General features: G+C 71.1%; 5 protein-coding genes. 4 read left to right on the forward strand and 1 reads right to left on the reverse strand.

Annotated elements, in window-relative coordinates:
- The first annotated feature begins 21 nt into the window (after window positions 1–21).
- Window positions 22–11,559, forward strand: a complete 11,538-nt coding sequence (locus WMF17_RS15040; protein WP_437602759.1) for a tetratricopeptide repeat protein — start codon at window positions 22–24, stop codon at window positions 11,557–11,559.
- A 197-nt stretch (window positions 11,560–11,756) separates the two neighbouring features.
- Window positions 11,757–13,367 carry a protein kinase domain-containing protein gene (locus WMF17_RS15045; RefSeq protein WP_437602760.1) on the forward strand — a complete coding sequence of 537 codons (1,611 nt, stop codon included), beginning with the start codon at window positions 11,757–11,759 and terminating at the stop codon, window positions 13,365–13,367.
- Between the two features lie 174 nt (window positions 13,368–13,541).
- Here WMF17_RS15045 and WMF17_RS15050 read toward each other — a convergent pair whose 3' ends face one another.
- Window positions 13,542–17,432 carry a serine/threonine-protein kinase gene (locus tag WMF17_RS15050; protein ID WP_437602761.1) on the reverse strand — a complete coding sequence of 1,297 codons (3,891 nt, stop codon included), beginning with the start codon at window positions 17,430–17,432 and terminating at the stop codon, window positions 13,542–13,544.
- Between the two features lie 330 nt (window positions 17,433–17,762).
- On the opposite strand from WMF17_RS15050, the gene WMF17_RS15055 reads away from it, so the two are divergent.
- Together WMF17_RS15055 and WMF17_RS15060 are read left to right on the forward strand one after the other, a co-directional pair.
- Window positions 17,763–19,301: a hypothetical protein gene (locus WMF17_RS15055; RefSeq protein WP_437602762.1), complete on the forward strand. Its 1,539-nt coding sequence runs from the start codon at window positions 17,763–17,765 to the stop codon at window positions 19,299–19,301.
- Window positions 19,298–20,206, forward strand: a complete 909-nt coding sequence (locus tag WMF17_RS15060; protein WP_437602763.1) for a hypothetical protein — start codon at window positions 19,298–19,300, stop codon at window positions 20,204–20,206. Before WMF17_RS15055 ends, WMF17_RS15060 begins: the two co-directional genes overlap by 4 nt.
- Window positions 20,207–20,247 lie beyond the last annotated feature (41 nt).

Here is a 20,247-nt window from a genome sequence, read left to right on the forward strand (position 1 = left end):
GGGGCCGAGGGTCGATAATCAATGGATCTTGCGCAGCGTCTCAATCATCTCGAGTCGGTTCATGACTGGCAAGGGCTCGTCGAGGAGCTCGAGAAGGGGATTGCGGCCGAAGGGGACGCGACCCGGAAGGCGGCATATCACCTGAAGCTCGGGCGGCTGCTCGAGGAGAAGTTCCTTCAGGCCGTCAAGGCGCTGAAGCACTTCCAGGACGCGTACAAGCTGAATCCAGCGCTGCTCGAGGCGCTGGAGTCGGCTCGTTCCATCTACTGGGACCTCGGCAAGACCAACATGGTCCAGAAGCTCCTGGAGCTCGAGCTGAGGAACGCCCCCGAAGGGACATCGGCCGCGGAGCTCCTCGTCGAGCTCGGCGACGTGCTCTGCGACGCGGGCGACTTCGAGCGAGCGACGGCGACGTACGCGCGCGCGCTCGGCGCCTCGGGCGGGACGAGCGAGGAGGCGCGCGCCTGCCTCGGCGACATGCAGGTCGATCAGTCGTCGTGGGCCGCGCACATGGCGGAGCTGGTCGACGCGGCCGACACCGGCGCGACCACGAGCGAGCGCAAGCGGCTGCTGCTGCGCGCGGCGCGCCTCGCGAAGCGCTTCGATCGCGGCCAGCTCGAGGGCCTGCTCCGGCGGGCGTACGAGACGGCGCCCTCCGACAAGCAAGCCGCGGCGATGTTCGAGGGGCTGCTCGCCGAGGAGGAGCGGCCGCAGGCGATCGTCGAGACGCAGCGTGGCATCCTCGAGTCGCGCGCCGGCGTGGCGCGCGGCGAGGCGGCGTTCAAGTTCGGCGTCCGCTGGGCCACGCGGCACCAGAACGTCGAGATCGGCTCGAAGCTCCTGGAGGAATCGCTCCGGTACGACCCCTCGAACGAGGCGGCGTTCGCCTACCTGCGCGAGCTCTGGGGGACGAAGGAAGGCAACTGGGAGCGCGTCGCGGCGCTGGCGGAGAGCGCTGCGAACCAGAACGGCAACTCCCCGTTCATGATCGCTCAGGCGGGCGGCATCGCCTGGCGGCAGCTCGGCAACCTCATCCGGGCAAGGAGCTGGTTCGAGCGGCTCTCGGCGGTCGCACCGACGCACCCGAGCGTCAGTGCGTTCGAGGCGCAGATCGGCGAACGTCTCACGGCCGCCGCGCCTGTTGCGACGCCTGCGCCGGTCGCCATCGCGCCGGTCGAGCGGGCGGCGGACGTCACGCCGCTCCCCGTGAGCACGCCGGCGCCCGTGAGCACGCCGGCGCCCGTGAGCGCGGCTGCGCCCGTGAGCGCGCAGGCTCCGGTCAGCGCGCAGGCTCCGGTCAGCGCGCAGGCTCCGGTCAGCGCGCAGGCTCCGGTCAGCGCGACTTCCCCCCTGAGCGGCAGGGCGAGCACGCCTGCGGACGTTCCGGTCGATGGCGCGTCGGACGACGACGGCAACGCGAGGTCCTCGGTCGTCAGCGCAGAGCCGGCGTCGCCGCGGCGCGCTCCCGCCGAGAGCAGGCCTGCCGATTCCGAGGTCGGCCGGCGGCCGACCGCGCCGCCGCCCCCGGCCGCCGAGGTCGCGGGCCGCGTCGAGGAGCTCAAGGCGAAGGCCCAGAAGCAGGAGCAGGCCAAGCGGTACAACGAGTACGTCAAGACGCTGATCGAGATCGCCGAGGCGGTCTCGGATCCCGCCGAGAAGATCGAGAACTACGCGAAGGCGGCGGAGCTCTACTCGGGCAAGTTCTCGAACGCGGCCGAGGCGGTGAAGTGCTACGAGGCGATCCTCGCGATCGACGGCGAGCACGCGCAGGCGATCGATTTCCTCCGCCAGAGCTACGAGAAGCGGCGCGACTGGGAGAAGCTCATCGGGCTGCTCCGCCGCGAGGCCGCCGCGCTCCCGGAGGGCGGCGAGCGCGCCGCGAAGTACCTCGAGATCGCGAAGCTCGCGTCGGAGCGGGTGAAGAAGGTCGACTTCTGCATCGAGCTCTGGGACGAGGTCCTCGCGAACGATCCGGAGAACCCGGAGGCGCTGAACGCGCTGGCGGGGCTCTACGAGAAGAACAAGGACTACCAGGCGTTCGCGCGGGTGCTTCAGAAGCAGGTCGACACGACCTTCGACAGCACCCAGAAGCTCGCGCTCCTCAGCAAGCTCGCGCAGCTCTACGGCGAGCGCCTCAAGGACGACGAGGCCGCGGTCAAGGCCTGGCAAGAGGTGATCGCGCTGAACCCCCAGGACCGCAAGGCGCAGGAGGCGCTCAAGAAGGCGTACCTCCAGCTCCAGCGCTGGGACGACCTCGAGGTGTTCTACGCCGAGAGCGGCAAGTGGGACGAGTTCATCCGCGTCCTCGAGTCGCAGGAGGCGAAGGAGACCGACGACGCGGCCAAGATCAGCCTGCTGCTCAAGATCGCCGAGCTCTGGATGGTCCAGAAGCAGAAGGCGGATCGCTCGGCGCGCGCCTACGAGAAGGTGCTCTCGATCGACGTCGCGCACCTCGCCGCGGCCGAGGCGCTGATCCCGATCTACACGCACGCGAACAACTCGAAGGGGCTCGCCGGCGCCATCGAGGTGAAGCTCTCGCACGACCAGGACGATGTCTCCCGGCTCGATCTCTACCGGCAGGTCGCGGCGCTCTACGAGACGCGCCTGAAGGAGCCGCAGAAGGCGTTCGAGCGCTATCTCTCGGCCTTCCAGATCGCGCCGCAGGACGAGCAGTGCATCGATGACGTCGAGCGGGCCGCGCGCTCCACCGAGGGCTGGGACGCCCTCATCGACGCCTACTCGACGGCGATCGCGCGCGGCGAGAGCGAGGGGGACATCGCGCTCGGGGTCGATCTCCGGCTCCGGCTCGGGCGCGTGCTGCTCGATGAGGTGAAGCGCATCGACGAGGCGCTCTCGCAGTTCCGCGCCGTGTACGAGGCGGACGGCGAGAATCAGGCCGCGATCAGCGCGCTGGAGCGGCTGTACCGCGAGACGGGCCGCTTCGGCGAGCTGCTCGGCATCTACGAGAAGAAGCTCGGCATCGTCACCGAGCCCGAGGAGCGCAAGCAGATCCTCTACGCCATCGCCGAGCTCTACGAGGGCGAGCTGCGCGACGCCGTGCAGGCGATCGCGACGTACCGCCAGGTGCTCGACGACGAGCCGACGGACCCGCAGGCGCTCGCGGCGCTCGACAAGCTCTACCGCGAGCAGCAGGACTGGGAGTCCTACGTCGACGTGCTCCGCAAGCGGATCGACTCCCCGCTCGACGAGGAGGCGCTCATCGACCTCAAGTTCCGGCTCGGGAGCACCCTCGAGAAGCACCTGAACGATGCGGCCGGAGCGCTCGAGAACTACAAGGAAATCCTGATCCTCGATCCGGGCAACGACGCGGCGCGCCTCGCGCTGGAGGCGCTGCTCACGAACGAGTCGCTGCGGGCCGAGGCGGCGGCCATCCTGCAGGAGATCTACGAGGGGCGCGGCGACTGGGAGAAGCTGATCCAGGCGCTCGAGATCCTCGCGGCGGCCGAGGGCGACACGGCGACGCGCGTCTCGCTGCTCCGGAAGGTGGCGCGGACGGCCGCCGAGAGCCTGAGCGATCTGAACCGCGCCTTCGACGCGCAGTCGCGGGCGCTCAAGGACGACCCGTCGCACGCCGAGACGCGGGCGGAGCTCGAGTCGCTCGCCGCCCAGGCGGGCGCCTGGGACCGGCTCGACGTCATCTTCAGCGAGATCGCCGATTCGCTGAGCGACACCCGGCTGAGCCGCGAGTACTGGATGCGGCTCGCGAGCACCCACGAGCGGCTCGGCAAGGTCGAGGAGGCGGCGAACGGCTACCTCCGCGTGCTCTCCATCGATCCCGCCGACTCGGAGTCGCTGGAGGCGATGGACGCGCTCTACCGGCGCACCGAGCGCTGGGGCGATCTCATCGGCGTCTACCGGCGCCGCATCGAGCTCGTGCACGAGCCCGCCGAGCGCGAGGGCCTCTACGCGCAGATGGCCGAGGTCTACGAGCAGCGCCTCGGGCAGCCGGAGGAGGCGATCGCCGCCTACCGCGAGGTCCTCTCCATCGACGACACGAGCCTTGTGGCGCTCTCGGCGCTCGACGGGCTCTTCAGCCGCCAGGGCATGTGGGAGGAGCTGGCGGACAACCTCGAGGCGCAGCTCAACATCGCCGCAGAGGAGGAGGCGCAGATCCGGCTGATGCTCCGGCTCGCCGCGCTGCGCGAGTCGCGGATGCGGCTCGTCGATTCGGCGATCGACATCTACCGGCAGGTGCTCGAGCGCGAGCCGACCAACGTCGAGGCGCTCGCGGCCCTCGAGCGCCTCGGCAAGCTCCCCGAGCACGAGGTCGCGATCGCGGAGATCCTCGAGCCGCTGTACCGCCAGTCGGGCGACTACCAGAAGCTCATCGGGGTGCACGAGGTGCAGGTGCGCCGCAGCGACGACGTGACCCGTCGCGTCGAGCTGCTCCACCAGATCGCCGTGCTCTACGAGGACGCGGGCGCCGATCTCAGCTCGGCCTTCGACACCTACGCGCGGGCGCTGAGCCAGGATCCGGCCTCGGAGTCGACGCAGGAGGGGCTCGATCGGCTCGCGCGCGCGACCGGTCGCTTCGCCGACCTGGCGCGCGTGTTCGAGACGCTGGCGGCGCAGCAGACCGACGCAGAGCTCGCGAGCACGCTCTACACGATGAGCGCGCGCATTTACGAGGGTGACCTCGGCGACATGGACAGCGCCGTCGGGCACTACCGGCGCGTGCTCGAGATCGATCTGCGCAACCTGCACGCGGCCGAGTCGCTCGAGCGGCTGTTCCGGACCTCGGAGCGGTACAACGAGCTGTCGCAGATCCTCCAGCAGAAGGCGGAGATCCTCGACGACCTGAGCGAGAAGAAGCTCGCCCTGTTCCAGGCCGCGAGCATCGAGGAGGAGGTGCTCGATCGGCACGACCAGGCGATCGCGGTCTACGGCAAGGTGCTCGATCTCGACGCCGAGGATCTGCGGGCGATCGACGCGCTGACCAAGCTCTACCTCAGCCTCTCGCGCTGGCAGGAGCTGCTCTCGGTCTACGCGAAGAAGGCCGATCTCGTCCTCGACTCGAACGAGAAGAAGCGCATCTACTACCAGATCGGCGCGGTGTACGAGCGCGAGCTCGGCAACGTCGCGAGCGCGATCGACACGTACCAGCGGGTGCTCGAGATCGATCCGGACGACCTGCAGGCGCTCGGGCGGCTCGACGTCCTCTACCAGACCTCGCAGAACTGGCTCGAGCTGCTCAGCGTGCTCCAGCACGAGGCGGAGATCACCGCGGACCCGGCCGAGGGCATCAGCTACCAGTACCGGATCGCGGAGCTCTACGAGAAGCACCTCGACGACGTCTCCCGGGCGATCGAGCTCTACCGCGATCTCCTCCAGCAGATGCCCGACCACGAGCCGACGCTCCGCGCGCTCGAGCAGATCAAGGACGGCAGCCGCGATCCGCTCGGCGCCGCGCTGGTGCTCGAGCCGATCTACGACGCGTCCGGCGAGTGGCAGAGGCTGATCAGCGTGCTCGAGGTCCGGGTCAGGGTGGCCGAGGACCCGTACGAGAAGGTGGATCTGCTCCACCGCGTCGCGCGCCTCTCGGAGGAGATGCTGAGCGACCACGTGACCGCCTTCGAGACGTACGCGCGGGCGGTGACGTTCGACATCGGCAACGAGGAGTCGCTCGCGAACCTCGAGCGCCTCGCGATGATGGTGAACCGCTGGCCCCAGGTCGCCGCGCTCTACGACACGGAGCTCGGCCGGCTCGACGAGGAGCCGTCGCGCTTCGTCGAGCTCGGGCTCCGGCTCGCGCAGATCTTCGAGACGCAGCTCGACGACATCGACAGCGCCGTCGCGCGCTACCGGCGCGTGCTCGACGTCGAGCCGGAGAACCAGACCGCGATCGCGTCGCTCGACCGCCTGTTCACGGCGACGGAGCGGTGGAGCGACCTCGTGACGATCCTCTCGCGCGAGTCGGAGGTCGCCCAGTCGCCCGACGAGATCCTCGAGTTCAAGTACCGGCTCGGCGTGGTCTACCAGACGCGGCTCAACGACCTGCCGGCGGCCATCGCGGCGTACCGCGAGGTGCTCACCGCAGCCCCCGAGCACTCGCCCACGCTCGAGGCCCTCGAGGGGCTCTTCGCGGCCGGGATCAAGCAGATCGAGATCGGCGCGATCCTGGAGCCGCTCTACCAGGCGGCGGCGGAGTGGGAGAAGCTCGGCGGGGTGCTCGAGGCGGAGCTCACCCACCTCACCCAGGAGCCGGATCGGCTGTCGATGTACTACCGGCTCGGCGAGCTCCAGGAGGAGCGCCTCATCTCGCCGGACGGGGCCCTCGCCGTCTTCATCCGGGCGCTGAAGGAGTACCCGGGCGACGAGAAGACGATCGAGGAGGTCGAGCGGCTCGCCGGCTCGGTCGACGGCGGCTGGGAGCTGCTCGCCAACGCCTACGCCGACGTGCTGGGCATCCACGCCGACAAGGACGTGCAGACCAGCATCGGCAAGCGGCTCGCGCGGGTCTTCGAGACCGACCTCAGCGACGTCGCCAAGGCCGAGGAGACGTACCGGTACGTGCTCGGCATCGAGCCGCTCGAGGCCGAGGCGCTCTCGAACCTCGACCGGATCTACACGCAGCTCGAGCAGTACCCGGAGCTCGCGAGCGTCCTCGAGCAGCGGGTGCGCGCGACCGAGGATCGCCCGGAGCTCGTCGACCTGTACCTCCGGCTCGGCCAGACGTACGAGGAGCGGCTCGGGCAGCTCGACGACGCCATCCGCGCCTTCCGGCGCATCTTCGACGAGCTCGAGACGACGAACGAGCAGGCGATCAGCGCCCTCGAGCGCATCTACACGACCAAGGGGGCCTGGACCCAGCTCAAGGTCGTGCTGGAGCGCGAGCTCGAGAACGCGATGGGCGACAGCCAGGAGGCCGACATCCGCGCCAAGATGGCGCACCTGCTCGCCGATCGGCTGAACGACGTCCAGGGCGCGGTCGAGACGTGGAAGCGCGTCCTCGACCTCCGCGGCGAGGATCCGGAGGCGCTCGGGGCCCTGTCCAACCTGTACGAGCGGGTCGGGCAGTGGGCCGAGCTCTGCGACGTGCTCGAGCGACACTACGACATCGCGCTCGACGACGAGTCGCGCGTCGCGGTGCTCCTCCGCCGCGCCAAGCTGTTCCACGAGCAGCTCGGCCGCGACGACTCCTCGCTCGACGACTACCAGCGCGTGCTCGACATCGACTACGCGAACCTCGAGGCGCTCTACGCCATCGCGGCGATCTGGCGGCTCCGCAACGAGCCCGAGCAGATCGTGACCTCGCTCCACCAGACGGTGGATCGGGCGAGGGACGTGCTGCCGGCCGAGAACGTGATCGCGCTCTACCGCGAGCTCGGGACGACCTACCAGCACGTCCTCGGGCAGGCGTACGACGCCATCGACGCCTGGAGGAAGCTGCTCGAGGTCGACCCGAAGGACTTCGAGGCGATGGCCGCCCTGGAGAACCTGCTCCGGGCCGAGGGGCGCTGGGTCGAGGTCATCGACGTGAAGATGGGCCGAGCGGCGGCCTACGAGTCGCCGGCGGACAAGGTACGCGAGTACCTCGAGGTGGCGCAGATCTGGGAGCACCAGGTCGAGGAGAAGGACCGGGGCACGCTCGCGTACGAGAAGGTCCTGGAGCTCGACCCGACGCACGACCAGGCCTTCGCGGCGCTCGAGGAGCTCCACGACGCGGCCCGGCGCAGCGAGCCGCTCATCGAGCTCTACCTCGCGCGGCTCGAGTCGCGCGAGGAGGTCCACGAGAAGACCGACATCCTCCGCAAGGTGGCCCGGGTCTTCGAGGAGCAGCTCGAGGACAGGCCCCAGGCCTTCGACGCGCTGCTCACGGCGTTCGAGATGGACTTCTCCGACATGGAGACGGTCCGGTACCTCGAGCGCATGGCGCAGGCGACGAACCGCTGGCCCGAGCTCGTGCAGACGGTGAACGGGTGGCTGCAGCAGCAGACGTCCCCGGTCCAGAAGATCACGCTCTGCCTGCGGCTCGCCAAGTGGTACTCGGAGGACCTCGGTCACCCCGAGTACGCCCAGCCGTACTACCAGCAGATCTACGCGTACGACCCGAACAACGTCGCTGTGCTGCGCCAGATGGCGAACTTCTTCAAGAAGACCGGCCAGTGGCAGCGGCAGGGCGAGATGCTGACGAACGCCCTCAACGTCGCGGTGATCGACGTCGACCGGAAGGAGATCCTGACCGAGCTCGGCGAGGTCCTCGAGAAGCACATGGGCGAGGTCGAGCAGGGGCTCAGCTTCTACAGGCGCGCCCTCGACGTCGATCCGCTGCACCTCGCGGCCCTCGAGGCGCTGGAGCGGATCTACACGGATCGCGACCAGTCGAACGATCTCGTCGACGTCCTGCTCCGCAAGGCGCGGGCCGTCAGCGAGCCCGACGTCGTCGCGTCCGTGAAGCTGCGCACCGCCGGCCTCTACGAGACCAAGCTCGGCCTGATCGACAAGGCAGGCGCGGTCTACCGCGAGGTGCTGGAGATCGACGCGTCGAACCTCCTCGCGATGCGGGGGCTCGAGCGCGTGTACACGACCACGCAGCAGTGGCCGGATCTCGTGCGCGTCCTCGAGATGCAGCTCGACGTGGTCACCACCGAGCGCGAGCGCATCGACGTGCTGATGAAGATCGCGACCCTCCAGGAGGAGCAGTTCCTGAAGCCCGATCTGTCGGCCGCGCGGCTCGAGCAGGTGGTCGAGATCGACCCGACGCACGAGCCCGCGCTCGAGGCCCTGGAGCGCTGCTATCGCCGGCTCCGGCAGTGGCACGATCTCATCAACACGTACGATCGGCACATCAACGCCGCGGAGGATCGCCAGAAGAAGATCGAGCTCTGGTCCCACACGGCGAAGGTCTACGCCGAGGAGATCGAGGACCTCGACCGCGCGATCGACGCCTACCTGAACATCGTCGAGATCCAGGACACGCACATCCCGTCCCTGGAGTCGCTGGCCAAGCTCTACGAGAAGCAGGACAACTCGGCGAAGGCCATCGAGTACATGACGCGCGTCGCGGATCTGACCGCCGACGGCAAGCAGCGCGTCGAGATGTACTTCCGGATCGGCCGGCAGCTCGACGAGAAGCTCGGCGAGCGGACGCTGGCGCAGGAGCGCTTCGAGATGGCGCTCGATCTCGATCCCACCCACGTGCCGTCCTTGGCGGCGCTGCGGGTGATCGCGATCGACGCGGCCGACTGGGATCGCGCGGCGCGCTACCTCGAGCAGGAGCAGATGAACACCGACGCGCCCCGCGCCAAGGCGCGGCTGCTCGTCGAGCTCGGCAAGCTCCGCGACGACATGCTCGGCGAGCACACGCTCGCGGTGCAGGCGTACGAGATGGCGCTCCAGAGCGACCCCGACAACGAGGACGCCGCGATGCCACTCCTCAACGAGTACGTCTCGACGGAGCGGTGGGCCCAGGCCGAGCCGCTCGCTGAGATGCTCGTCAGGAAGAGCGGCAAGCGCGACCGGTCAGAGCAGCACAGGCTGCAGCGGACCTTCGGCAGGGTCCTCGATCGGCTCGGCAAGGACGAGGCGGCGCTCAAGGCGTACACGGCCGCGCACAACCTCGATCTGACCGACCAGGAGACGATCCGTGGCCTCGCGGACGTGAGCTTCAAGCTCGGCGACTGGGCGAGCGCGCTGACGAACTACCAGAAGGTGCTCACGAGCCTCGACGAGGTCGAGACCGAGGAGCGCGCCACCGTCTACTACAAGCTCGGCTGCATCAAGCAGGCGCAGGGGCAGTCGAAGCAGGCGGTCAACAACTTCGAGAAGGCGCTCGGGGCCGACCCCGCGCACCGGCCGACGCTCGAGGCGATGGTCTCCGTCTACGACGCGCTCAAGGACTACAAGCAGGTCTGCCACTACAAGCGGCTGATCCTCGACAACATCATGGACGGCCTCGAGCGGTTCAAGATGTTGAACGAGATCGGGGACATCTGGGTCGAGAAGGAGAACAACACCTCGAAGGGCGTGGAGGCCCTGGAGGAGGCGCTCGATCTCGAGCCGCAGAACCACGTCCTGCTCCACAAGCTGCTCCAGCTCTACCAGCGCACGGGGCAGTGGGAGCAGATGGTCGACTGCCTCCAGCGGATCGCGGAGCTCGAGACGCAGCCGGATCGCAAGAGCCGCTACCTCTACACGATGGCGCAGATCTACCGCGACAAGCTGGAGGACCCGGCGCGCGCGGTGGAGCTGTTCAACGACACGCTGGACCTGAACCCGCACTCCCTCGAGGCCTTCGAGCGCATCAACAAGATCCTCACGGCGCAGAAGGAGTGGAAGCAGCTCGAGCGGGCGTACCGCAAGATGCTGCACCGGGTCGCCGGCAAGGGGAACACGGACCTCGAGTACAGCCTCTGGCACGCGCTCGGGCTCATCTACCGCGACCGGCTCGGCGACCGGACGGCCGCGGTCGAGACGTTCCGCATGGCGTCGCGGCTCAAGCCCGAGGACGCGACCGAGCACCTGATCCTGGCGGAGCTCTACGAGCAGTCGGAGCAGTTCGATCTGGCGACCGGCGAGTTCCAGGCGATGGTCAAGATCGACCCGATGAAGATCGACCCGTACAAGCGGCTCTACCGCCTGTACGTGGACGGCAAGCGCTACGACCAGGCCTGGTGCGTCGCGGCGGCGCTCGCGTTCCTCCGCAAGGCCGATCCGGACGAGCAGCAGTACTTCGAGGACTACCGCCCGCAGGGGCTGATCGCGGCGAAGAGCCGGCTCGACAACGAGCAGTGGATCAGGAACCTGTTCCACGAGGAGGAGAACCTCTACGTCGGCAAGATCTTCGAGATGATCGCGGGGGCCGCGCTCAGGGCGAAGATCGAGACGCTGAAGCAGAGGAGGGAGCTGCCGGTCCTCGATCAGCGGTTCCTGCAGGATCCGGCGACCTCGACGGTGACGTTCGCCCGGACCTTCGGCTGGGCGGCCAACGTCCTCGGCCTCCCGGCGCCGCGGCTCTACGTGCGGAGCGACGTGCCCGGCGCGCTCGTCGCGGTGGCGAACGAGCAGCCGGCGTCCGTCGCGGGGCAGACCGTCCTGACAGGGTTCTCGCCGCAGGACCTCACGTTCATCGTGGGCAAGCACCTCGCGATGTACCGTGGCGAGCACTACATCAAGACGCTGTTCCCGACGGTCACCGAGCTGACGGTGCTCCTCTTCGCCGGGATCAAGCTCGTCGCGCCCGACACGCAGGTGCCGCAGGACATCGAGAAGCAGATCATGGCCACCGCGCAGACGCTCCGCGGCTTCATGCAGCCGATGCAGCTCGAGGGGCTCCGCATGGTGGTCAAGAAGTTCCTCGCGGAGGGTGCGAAGGCGAACATCAAGCGGTGGGTCCAGTGCGTCGACATCACCGCGGCGCGCACCGGCCTGCTCCTCTCGGGCGATCTCGAGATCGCGAAGAAGATCATCGCCGCCGAGCCGCAGCAGCCCGGGGATCTCCCGCCCCAGGACAAGCTCAAGGAGCTGATCATCTTCTCGACCAGCGATCAGTATTTCGCGCTGCGTCAGGCGCTCGGCATCGCCATCGGCGAGGGGTGAGCGCGCGCGACTGCGGGTCCTAAGTAGCTGAATTTACTTCATAATCGGAGATCTGGGGCCGGGAGCCGTCCGCTTCCGGCCCCAGATCTCGCCGGCGTCCTCGGGAGGCACATCTCCATGAGTCTGCTTGACGAGTCAGCAATCCTTACGAACGATCGGGTGCTGTGACCTCGTCATCGATGATCGTCCGGCTCCCCGTGCAGTCCGCGAGAGGCTTCGGGAGATACAGGCTGATCGCAAAGCTGGGGCAGGGAGGGATGGCCGAGGTCTTCCTCGCTGCGCATCGCGGCCCGCTCGGTTTCGAGAAGCTGGTCGTGATCAAGCGGCTCAGGCCGGGCATCGCGACCGAGCCCGAGGTCAACGCGATGTTCCTCGACGAGGCGAGGCTCGCGGCGCGGCTGAACCACCCGAACGTCGTGCAGACGTACGAGTGCGGTCAGATCGACGACCAGTACTACATCGTGATGGAGTACCTGGAGGGGCACTCGCTCGATCGGATCTGCCGGAAGATCGACCCCTCACGTCATCGCGCGGTCTACCTGGCGATCCTCTCGGACGCGCTCGCCGGGCTGCACTACGCGCACGACCTCATGGACTTCAACGGGCAGCCGCTCCATGTGGTCCACCGCGACATCAGCCCGCACAACATCTTCGTCACCTACGACGGGCAGGCGAAGGTCGTCGACTTCGGCATCGCCAAGTGGGCGACGCGCGACGCGGACACGAGCACCGGCGTCGTGAAGGGGAAGATCCGGTACATGGCGCCGGAGCAGGCCCTCGCGACGATGGTGGACCGCCGCGCCGACGTCTTCTCGATGGGCCTCATCTTCTGGGAGCTCGTCGTGGGCGAGCGCTTCTGGGGAGATCTCTCCGACGTGCAGATCCTCCAGCGGCTCACGTTCGGCGAGATCCCGCAGCTGCGCGAGCGGTGGCCCGCGGCGCCCGAAGCGCTCGAGCGGATCTGCTCGCGCGCCCTCGCGATGGCGCCCGACGACCGGTACGCGACGGCGGCCCTGATGCGCGAGGACGTCGAGGCCTACCTCGCGACGATGGGCCGGCGCCCCTCGTCGGCCGAGATCGGCCGCCTCATCGGCGAGACGTTCGCGAACCGCCGGGCCGAGGTGCGGTCCGCGATCAGCGACCAGCTCGGGCGGCTCCACGCGGTCGCGGGCGAGGGCGCGGAGGAGTTCGAGGTCCTGCCGGTGCTCGAGGAGCGCGCCGCGGTGCCGTGGTCCCAGCGCATGCCGATGTCGCAGATGTCGCAGCAGTTCTCCGCGCCGGTGGCGGACCCGATGCTGGGCGACGACAGCTCGCGCGAGGACAGCATCTCGGACCGCCAGACGATCCCGACGATCATGGTCGCCAACGCCAGGTCGACCCGGCGCAAGGCGCTGTGGAGCGCGGGGATCGCCGTGCTCTCGGTGCTGCTGATCGGCGGCGCCTGGGCGGTCATCTCGATGTTTCCCTGGACGTCGTCGGAGCCGGATCCTCTTCCGGCCGACACGTCCGGCCCCGGGCCGACGCCCACCTTCACTCCGCCCGTCGTCGCCAATCTCATCGAGCTCCGGATCATCGCCACGCCGCTCGACGCGAAGATCTACCTCGATGATGTCGAGCTCCCCAGCAACCCGTTCTTCGCGCGCTTCAGCCGGGATGGCACCGGACACCGCATCCGGGTCGCGGCCGACGGGTACACCCCGGAGGCGCGCTTCGTGGTGTTCACGCGTGACGAGGTGCTGACCATCAACCTCCGCCCGGTGCAGTCGACGTCCCCCAAGCAGGGCGGCGGCGCCGCGCCCCGGAAGTGACGGGCGGGGCCGCCGGCTCGCCGTAGCCGCCGGGGGGCGGCGAGGGCTGCCGCGAAGCGGACGCCGGGGTTGGGGCGGAGCCCCGAGGAAACGACACCAGGGCCGCCCGGGCGAAGCCGCCGCGGAGCGGCGCAGACGTCCGGCCAACCCTGGCCGGACGTCTGGCGGGCGGAGCTAGAGCTTGCCGCTCATCATCGCCTCGAGCGGCGGCGGTACGCAGCCGTAGGCCTCGGCGGCCGCGAGCAGCGCCGAGTTCTGCGGCAGGTTGAGCAGGAACGAGCTCGCGTAGGGCGTCCCCTCCAGGCCCTTCAACCGGCGCAGGAGCGGCGGCATCGCGCGCTCCATCGCGTCCCGCGCGCCCTCCAGGTCGCCCATGTCCACGCAGGCGTCGTGGAGCGCGAGGTAGATGGGCGCCTCGTTGAGCAGGCTCGGCGCGCCCGCCTCGACCAGCGCCGCCGCCTCGCGCGCGATCTCGCGGGCCTGCTCGGCGTTGCCGAAGCGGCGCTCCGCCTCGGCGCAGAACCCGAGCGCCACGGGGAGGACGTCGCGGTTCTCCGTGACGCGGTAGGCCTCCGTCGCCTTCTTCAGCAGCGAGCGCGCCCGCGCGAGGCCCGACGAATCGAAGCGCAGGAGCTCGCAGCCCCGGTAGAACAGGATGCCGAGCGTCACCCGGTCGCGCACGACCCAGATGCTCCCCGCGGCCTCGTCCGCGCTCGCGCGCGGCTCCGCGAGCGCGGCGTCGAGCTGCGGCTCGGGGCCGAACGTCGCCGCCCAGCAGAGCAGGATCATCTGCCCGTGCCGCGCCGCCCCGGAGCTGCCGATCGCCTGCGCCCTCGCGATGCCCCCCTCGATCTCCTGGAGCGCCTCCGCCCGCGCGCCGATGGTCGTGAGCGCGAAGCCGACGTTCATCGTCAGCATCGCCTCGCGCTCCTGGAGCCCCGCGCGGCGCGCCGCCCGCGCCGCGTTCCGGCGCGCCTCCAGCGCCGCGGCGGGCTCGCCGCGGGTCTGGTGGGCGACCGCGCGCGTCTGCCAGGCGTCGACCGCCGCCCAGACGAGGCCCCGCCGCGCCGCGAGGTCGAGCAGGTGCGCGGCCTCCTGCTCCGCCATCGCGAGCTGCCCGGCGAACGCGTGGACGTGCGCCAGCGTGGCCGAGCACTGCGCCTCCTCCTCGACCCGATCGATCGACCGAGCGCGGTCGCGCAGCGCCGTCAGGCGCCCCTCCAGGTCCATCCCGGAGCCGCAAGCGTGGTCGTAGCGGGCCCGCGCGGTGAGCGTGCGCAGCTCGCTCGCCTCGTCGTGGACGTTCTCCCACATCGCCCGGATCGCCGAGTCGCGCTCGGGCGAGCGCGCGTCGAGCCGCGAGTACGCCTCCTCGAGCAGGACCGCGCGCGAGAACCCGGTCGGCTTGTCGGGGGAGAACACGAGCGCGCGATCGGCCATGGTGACCGCGTCCCGGAGCGAGTTCGTCGCCAGGGCGCGCCGCGCGGCGGCCTCCCAGCGGATCGCGGCCTCCTCGTGCTCGCCGCCGAGGTCGAAGTGCTGCGCCACCGTCGCGCTGTCCTCGCCGTGCCGGTCGAGCCAGCGCGCCGCGGCGGCGTGCAGCTTCTGGCGGAGCTCGTCGCCGACCGAGGCGTACGCGACGTCGCGGACGAGCGCGTGCTTGAACAGGAACTCGCGCGCGGCCGGGACGCGCGACGCGGGCTGCTCGACGATGAGCTCCGCGGCGATGAGCTTCTTCAGCGCGATCTCGGGCTCGACCACGCCGACCTCGGCGAGGCCCACGTCCCAGACGGACAGGCCGAAGACGCTCATGCGCACCACCGCCTCGCGCGTGGGCTCGTCGAGCGCGTCGAGGCTCACCTGGATGGCCGCCTCGATGGTCGGCGCCGTGGCCGCGTCCTTGCCGGAGGCGATGACCCGCGCGAGCTCCTCGGCGAAGAGCGGCGAGCCGGCCGCCTGCTGCGCGACCCGGTCGAGCGTCGCGTCGTCGACGGGCCGCGCGGCCGCGGCGGCGCTGAAGACGGCGCGCGCGATCTCGCGCGTGGCCCGGCGCGCGATGGGGCGCAGCTCCACGCGCACGTGGTCGCGGCCGGTGAAGCGCTGGCCCTGGTCGCGCCAGAACGCCGGGCGCACCATGAGCATGACGAAGAGCGCCCGGCCCGCCGCCCGCCCGAGGAGGTGATCGAGCCACGCGACGCTCTCCGGGTCGGCCCACTGCACGTCCTCGACGAGCAGCGCGCACGGCTCGATCGAGGCCGCGCCGACGGCGATGTCGGTCATCGAGAGGTACAGCGCGTCGCGCGCGCCGCGCAGGTCGACCCCGTCGGGGAACGGCTGGTTCGCGAGGAGGCGCGCGAGGAGCCCGCCGTCGCCGTGGGGCATGCGCCGCGCGCGCACCGCGTCGTCGGCCTGCTCCAGCGACGCGCCCTTCGGCAGCCCCGTGAGGACGCGCAGCGCGTCGGTGGCCACGCCGAGCGCCTGCGCCCGGCCGAACGACTCGCAGCGCAGCTGGACGAGCCGGGGCGGATCCGGCCGGTCCGCGATGCGCGCGGCGAACTCGCGCGCGAGCCGGCTCTTGCCGATGCCCGGCGGCCCCGAGATGCTCACCACGACCGGCGTCCGCTCCTCCACGCAACGGTCGAACGCGGCGACGGTGGTGAGGAGCTCGGCGTCCCGCCCCACGAAGGGCGTCTGCGCGTCGGGCCGCTTCGGCGCGCGCGAGAGCACCCGCACGGCGCCGCTGTCCTGGATCTCGCCCAGGAAGCGCCCGCGGGACAGCTCCACCGTGGTCGCGTCCGCGAGGACCCGGCCGAGGCCCGCCTCGCGCGCGAGCGCGACCGCGCGGTCGACGACCTCGCCGGCCGATCGCGTCCGGTCGACGCGCATGCGGCCGGAGGCGACGCCGACGCGGCCGCCGCGGTCGCCGAGCGCGAGCCCGAGCTCCAGGGCCCGCGACGCCTCGTCGCCGTGGGCCTGCCGCACGCCGAGGTGGGCGGCGATCGAGTCGGCGCCGAGCGGCAGCGCGTCGGCCCCGCGGCGCCGCAGCGCCTCGAGCTCGCGCTGTCGCTCCTCGCCGGTGGCCACGTGCAGCGCCACGATGGTGGTCACGAGCCGCGTGCCCATCACGCCCGGCGGGTTGTCGCTCACGCGCAGCGGGGAAGGGGTGGGCAGGTGCGGCTCGCGGACGAGCGCCGCGAGCTTCTCCGCCACCTCGCGCGCAGAGCTCGGCCGGAGCTGCCGGTCGGCGAGCAGCAGCGCGTGGATCAGCTCGTCGAGCGCCGGGACCACGTCGAGCAGGAACTCCGACAGCCGCGGCGCGGGCGTGGTCGCCAGGCGCACGAGGGTCGCCATCGAGGTCGGCCCCATGTGCGGCGGCCGGCCGGCGACCAGCTCGAACAGCGTCGCGCCGAGCGAGTAGAGGTCGCTGCGCGCGTCCACCGTCGCGTCGCCGCGCGCCTGCTCCGGCGAGATGTAGGCCGGCGTGCCGACGAGGCCGCCCGCGTCGGTCGTGAGCACGAGCTCCTTCGACGCCGCCACCCCGAAGTCGACGAGCTTGACCCGGATCTCGGCGTCCGGCGGTCCGCGCAAGAGGAGGATGTTCGACGGCTTGATGTCGCGGTGGACGACGCCCGCGTCGTGCGCGGCCGCGAGCGCGCTCGCCACCTGGCGCCCGACCTCGATCCCGTCGCGGAGCGAGAGCGGGGAGCGCCGCTGGCGCGACGCCAGGTCCTCCCCGTCGAGCCACTCCATCGCGATGAACGTCGCCCCCTCCTCGATCCGCCGCCCCTCCCCGTCCGTCGTGCTCGAATCCAGCGTCCCGAACGCCACGACCCGCACGATCCCTGGATGATCGAGCTCCGAGAGGATCTGTCCCTCGCGGGAGAGCCGGGCCTGGCTCTCGGCGTCGACGCCGAGCGCGGTGATCAGCTTCAGCGCGACGTACCGCTCGGTCTGCACGTCGAACGCGCGGTGCACGGTGCCAATCCCGCCGCGGCCGACCTCGCGCTCGATGTGGAATCGGCCTGCGATGAGCGGCCTTGCGGACTCGATGCGCGCGGTGTTCATGCGCTGGCCAACGTGATGCGTGGGATGGGCGCCGGGGGCGCCCGGCGCGGCGGGGAGGCGATCTCATGGCGCCGCGGCGGGTGGGCCTGCGGTGTTCCGACAAGGCGCATTGGCCAAGGAGACTACGCTGTCGTCCATGGTAGTTCCAGCGTCGCGGTCGCGCTGCGCGCGGTTCCGCGGCCGCGCCGTGCGCCGTACGCGACCGCCGTACGCGACCGCCCGAGCCGTTCGCCGCGCCGCGCTCTCGCGTCGCCGCGCCGCGCCTCGCTTGACGGATCCGAATGCGCTTCTTACGGTCTGCGGCTCTGCGCTAACGTCGGGAGCCAATCGATGCTCGATCGCGTCGCCGTTCACCAGACCCGGCTGCGCACGCCCGGCCTCGGGCTGGATGCCAAGGGCGTCGCGCTCGGGGCCAAGGGGCTCGTCCTCCTGCCGTCGATCGATCGGCTCGTCGCCTTCCTGGCGCTCTACACGCGGCAGGGCTCGCTCGGCGACATCATCCGCTCGCTCGTCGTCGAGATCGTGCGATCGAAGCTGGGCGCCCGGGAGGTCACCCTCGTGTTCGCCGCGGAGAGCAGCGACCGGCTCGACCGCGTCGCCGAGATCGCGCGGCTCGCCGGCGGCTACTGCTTCACCGGGACGAGCCGGCACTTCGTCCAGTACCGCGACGCCGCCGCGCCGTTCGGGTACGACATCCCGCAGATCCTGCCCAGCGACGCGGCGCTCTCGCTCTACCACAACGCCTTTTCGCAGACCTACGAGGTCGAGCGGCGCCTCGACGTGCGCGGGCTGCTGCTCCGGCTCGAGCCGCACCTCGATCCGGCCGCCGGACGCGAGCCTGGGCCCCGCTGGCTCCTCGCGGAGTCGGGGCTCGGCCCTGCGCTGATCCGCTACCTGTCCCGGAGCAGCGTCGAGGCCGAGGTGGGCCTGTGCGAGTGGCCGCCGGAGTCGAGCTTCGACGACGCCCCGGTCCTCCGGTACCTCTTCCGTGTACCGGCCATCCCCGGCCGGATGGTCCCGCTGCTCACGAGCACGCCGGGCCTCGGGTACTTCGTCCCGGTCGCGCCGGGCGCCGCGGTGGAGGTCGGGTTCCGGCATCCGGTCAACCTCCGCGCCTGCCCGGTGTTCAGCGAGGCGGGCCTCGTGCTCTTCCGCGGCAAGGGCCGCGAGGCGCTGGAGATCGCGAAGCTGCCGGCGATGGGGGACGTCTCGGCGTTCGCCCGGGTCGAGCTCAGCCGCGAGCCCGCGGTGGCGCGGGCGACGCCGGAGGGCGACGCCCTGCGCCCGGCGTCGGTGGTGCTGTCGCTCCGCCTCGTCCCGAGCTCCGAGCCGTGGCGGACGGTCACCGCCTCGTGGATCCGGCCGGAGGAGATGCAGCTGTTGCGGCACGTCGCCTACGCGCTCGGCCCCGAGACCCTGCGCCGCGCCCGCATCGCCTTCACCGCCGCCGGCGCCTTTCTCCGTCACCCGACCGGCATTGAGGGGATCCCGGTCGGCGAGTTCTTCCGGGAGGTCCACCCGGGCCTCTACATCCCCGCCGGCTACGACGCGGTCCCCGCGGTCGCGCCCAGCGTGCTGTTCCGCGCGATGGGCGCCCCCGCCGGGCAGGCGCTGTTCATCGGGCGCGACGGTCGGGCGATCGGCGTGCCCGAGGAGGCGTTCGTCTCCCTGGAGACGGCGCTCCTCGAGGCGCAGCAGTGGTCGCCGGTGGCCGCGCGGTCCGCGGGCCTCACGGCCGCGCTGGCGACCGAGCTGCCCGAGGTCGTCCTCGGCGGCGTCGGCATCCGGCCTCTGCGCGACCTCGCCCCGCCCGACGGGAGCGCCGAGCCGAGGGCGCTCCCGCCGGGCACCGGTCGGACACCTCAATGACGGAGCCCGAAGCGATCGCCGAGCGCCTCTCCGAGCTCCAGGCGAACGTGCTCGCCCCGCTCGTCCTCGGCGGCCCTCTCCATCCGGTGCGCCCCTTCGGCGTCCGGCTCGCGCTCCTCGTCGGCGACGGCGCGCCGGCGCTCGATCGCGACCTCGGCTCGCGCGTCGATCTGGTACGCGTCCGCGTCGCCCGCCTCGTCGCTCCGGTCGACGTGCTCCCGGAGCTCACCTCCGCCGACTGGGCGCTGCTGGCCGCGCTGAACGATCTGCTCCAGCTCACGAACCACGAGCTCGCCGGCGTCCTGACGCGGAGCCGCTACCCCCGCCTGCTCGCGAGCGTGCGCGATCTCTGCGAGCTCGTGCCCGCGCCGGCGGACGTCGCGACAGCGCTCTCGCGGCACGCGACGTTCGCGCGCGTGCTCGACTGTTTTCGCACGGATGCGCTCGTCGCCTGGTGGACGGGCCGCGCGAGCTTTCGCGGCCAGCGCCCGCCCGCGCGGCTGCTCCGGTGGCGGCAGCTGCGCAACGTCGAGGTCGAGACCCGCCGCGTCGGCCTGGCCGACATGGGCCATGACATCCCGGGGCTCGCCCCGCCGGACTTCACCGACGCGGTCGCCCTCTGGATGACGCGCACGCCGCTCACGGATCTCGCGACCGCCACCCGGAAGAGCCCGCCGTTCGCGTGGTCGTCCTCGACGCTCGCGATCGTCGCGACCCCCCCTGGCCGGAGCCTCGCGTACCGCGTCCTCCTGCGCCAGCCCCACGACCTCGCCGTCGCGGCGCTCGCCCGCGCCGCCAGGGAGGTCCCGCCGCGGTTCGGTCAAGCCCTGGCGATCGCCGAGTCGTTCGCGAGCGAGGTCGCCGCCGGGATCAAGCTGCTCGACGAGCGCTCCGGGGCCGCGTGAGCCGCGTCCGCCGCGCGCCTCCGTCGCCGCGCGCCTCCATC

Source organism: Sorangium sp. So ce362, assembly GCF_051519845.1.
Classification (GTDB): domain Bacteria; phylum Myxococcota_A; class Polyangia; order Polyangiales; family Polyangiaceae; genus Sorangium.

What these genes read in the sequence shown, in the direction of transcription:
- WMF17_RS15040 (WP_437602759.1), top strand. Translation starts at nt 22, where the DNA reads ATGGATCTTGCGCAGCGTCTCAATCATCTCGAGTCGGTTCATGACTGG.
- WMF17_RS15050 (WP_437602761.1), bottom strand. Translation starts at nt 17,432, where the DNA reads ATGAACACCGCGCGCATCGAGTCCGCAAGGCCGCTCATCGCAGGCCGA.
- WMF17_RS15055 (WP_437602762.1), top strand. Translation starts at nt 17,763, where the DNA reads ATGCTCGATCGCGTCGCCGTTCACCAGACCCGGCTGCGCACGCCCGGC.
- WMF17_RS15060 (WP_437602763.1), top strand. Translation starts at nt 19,298, where the DNA reads ATGACGGAGCCCGAAGCGATCGCCGAGCGCCTCTCCGAGCTCCAGGCG.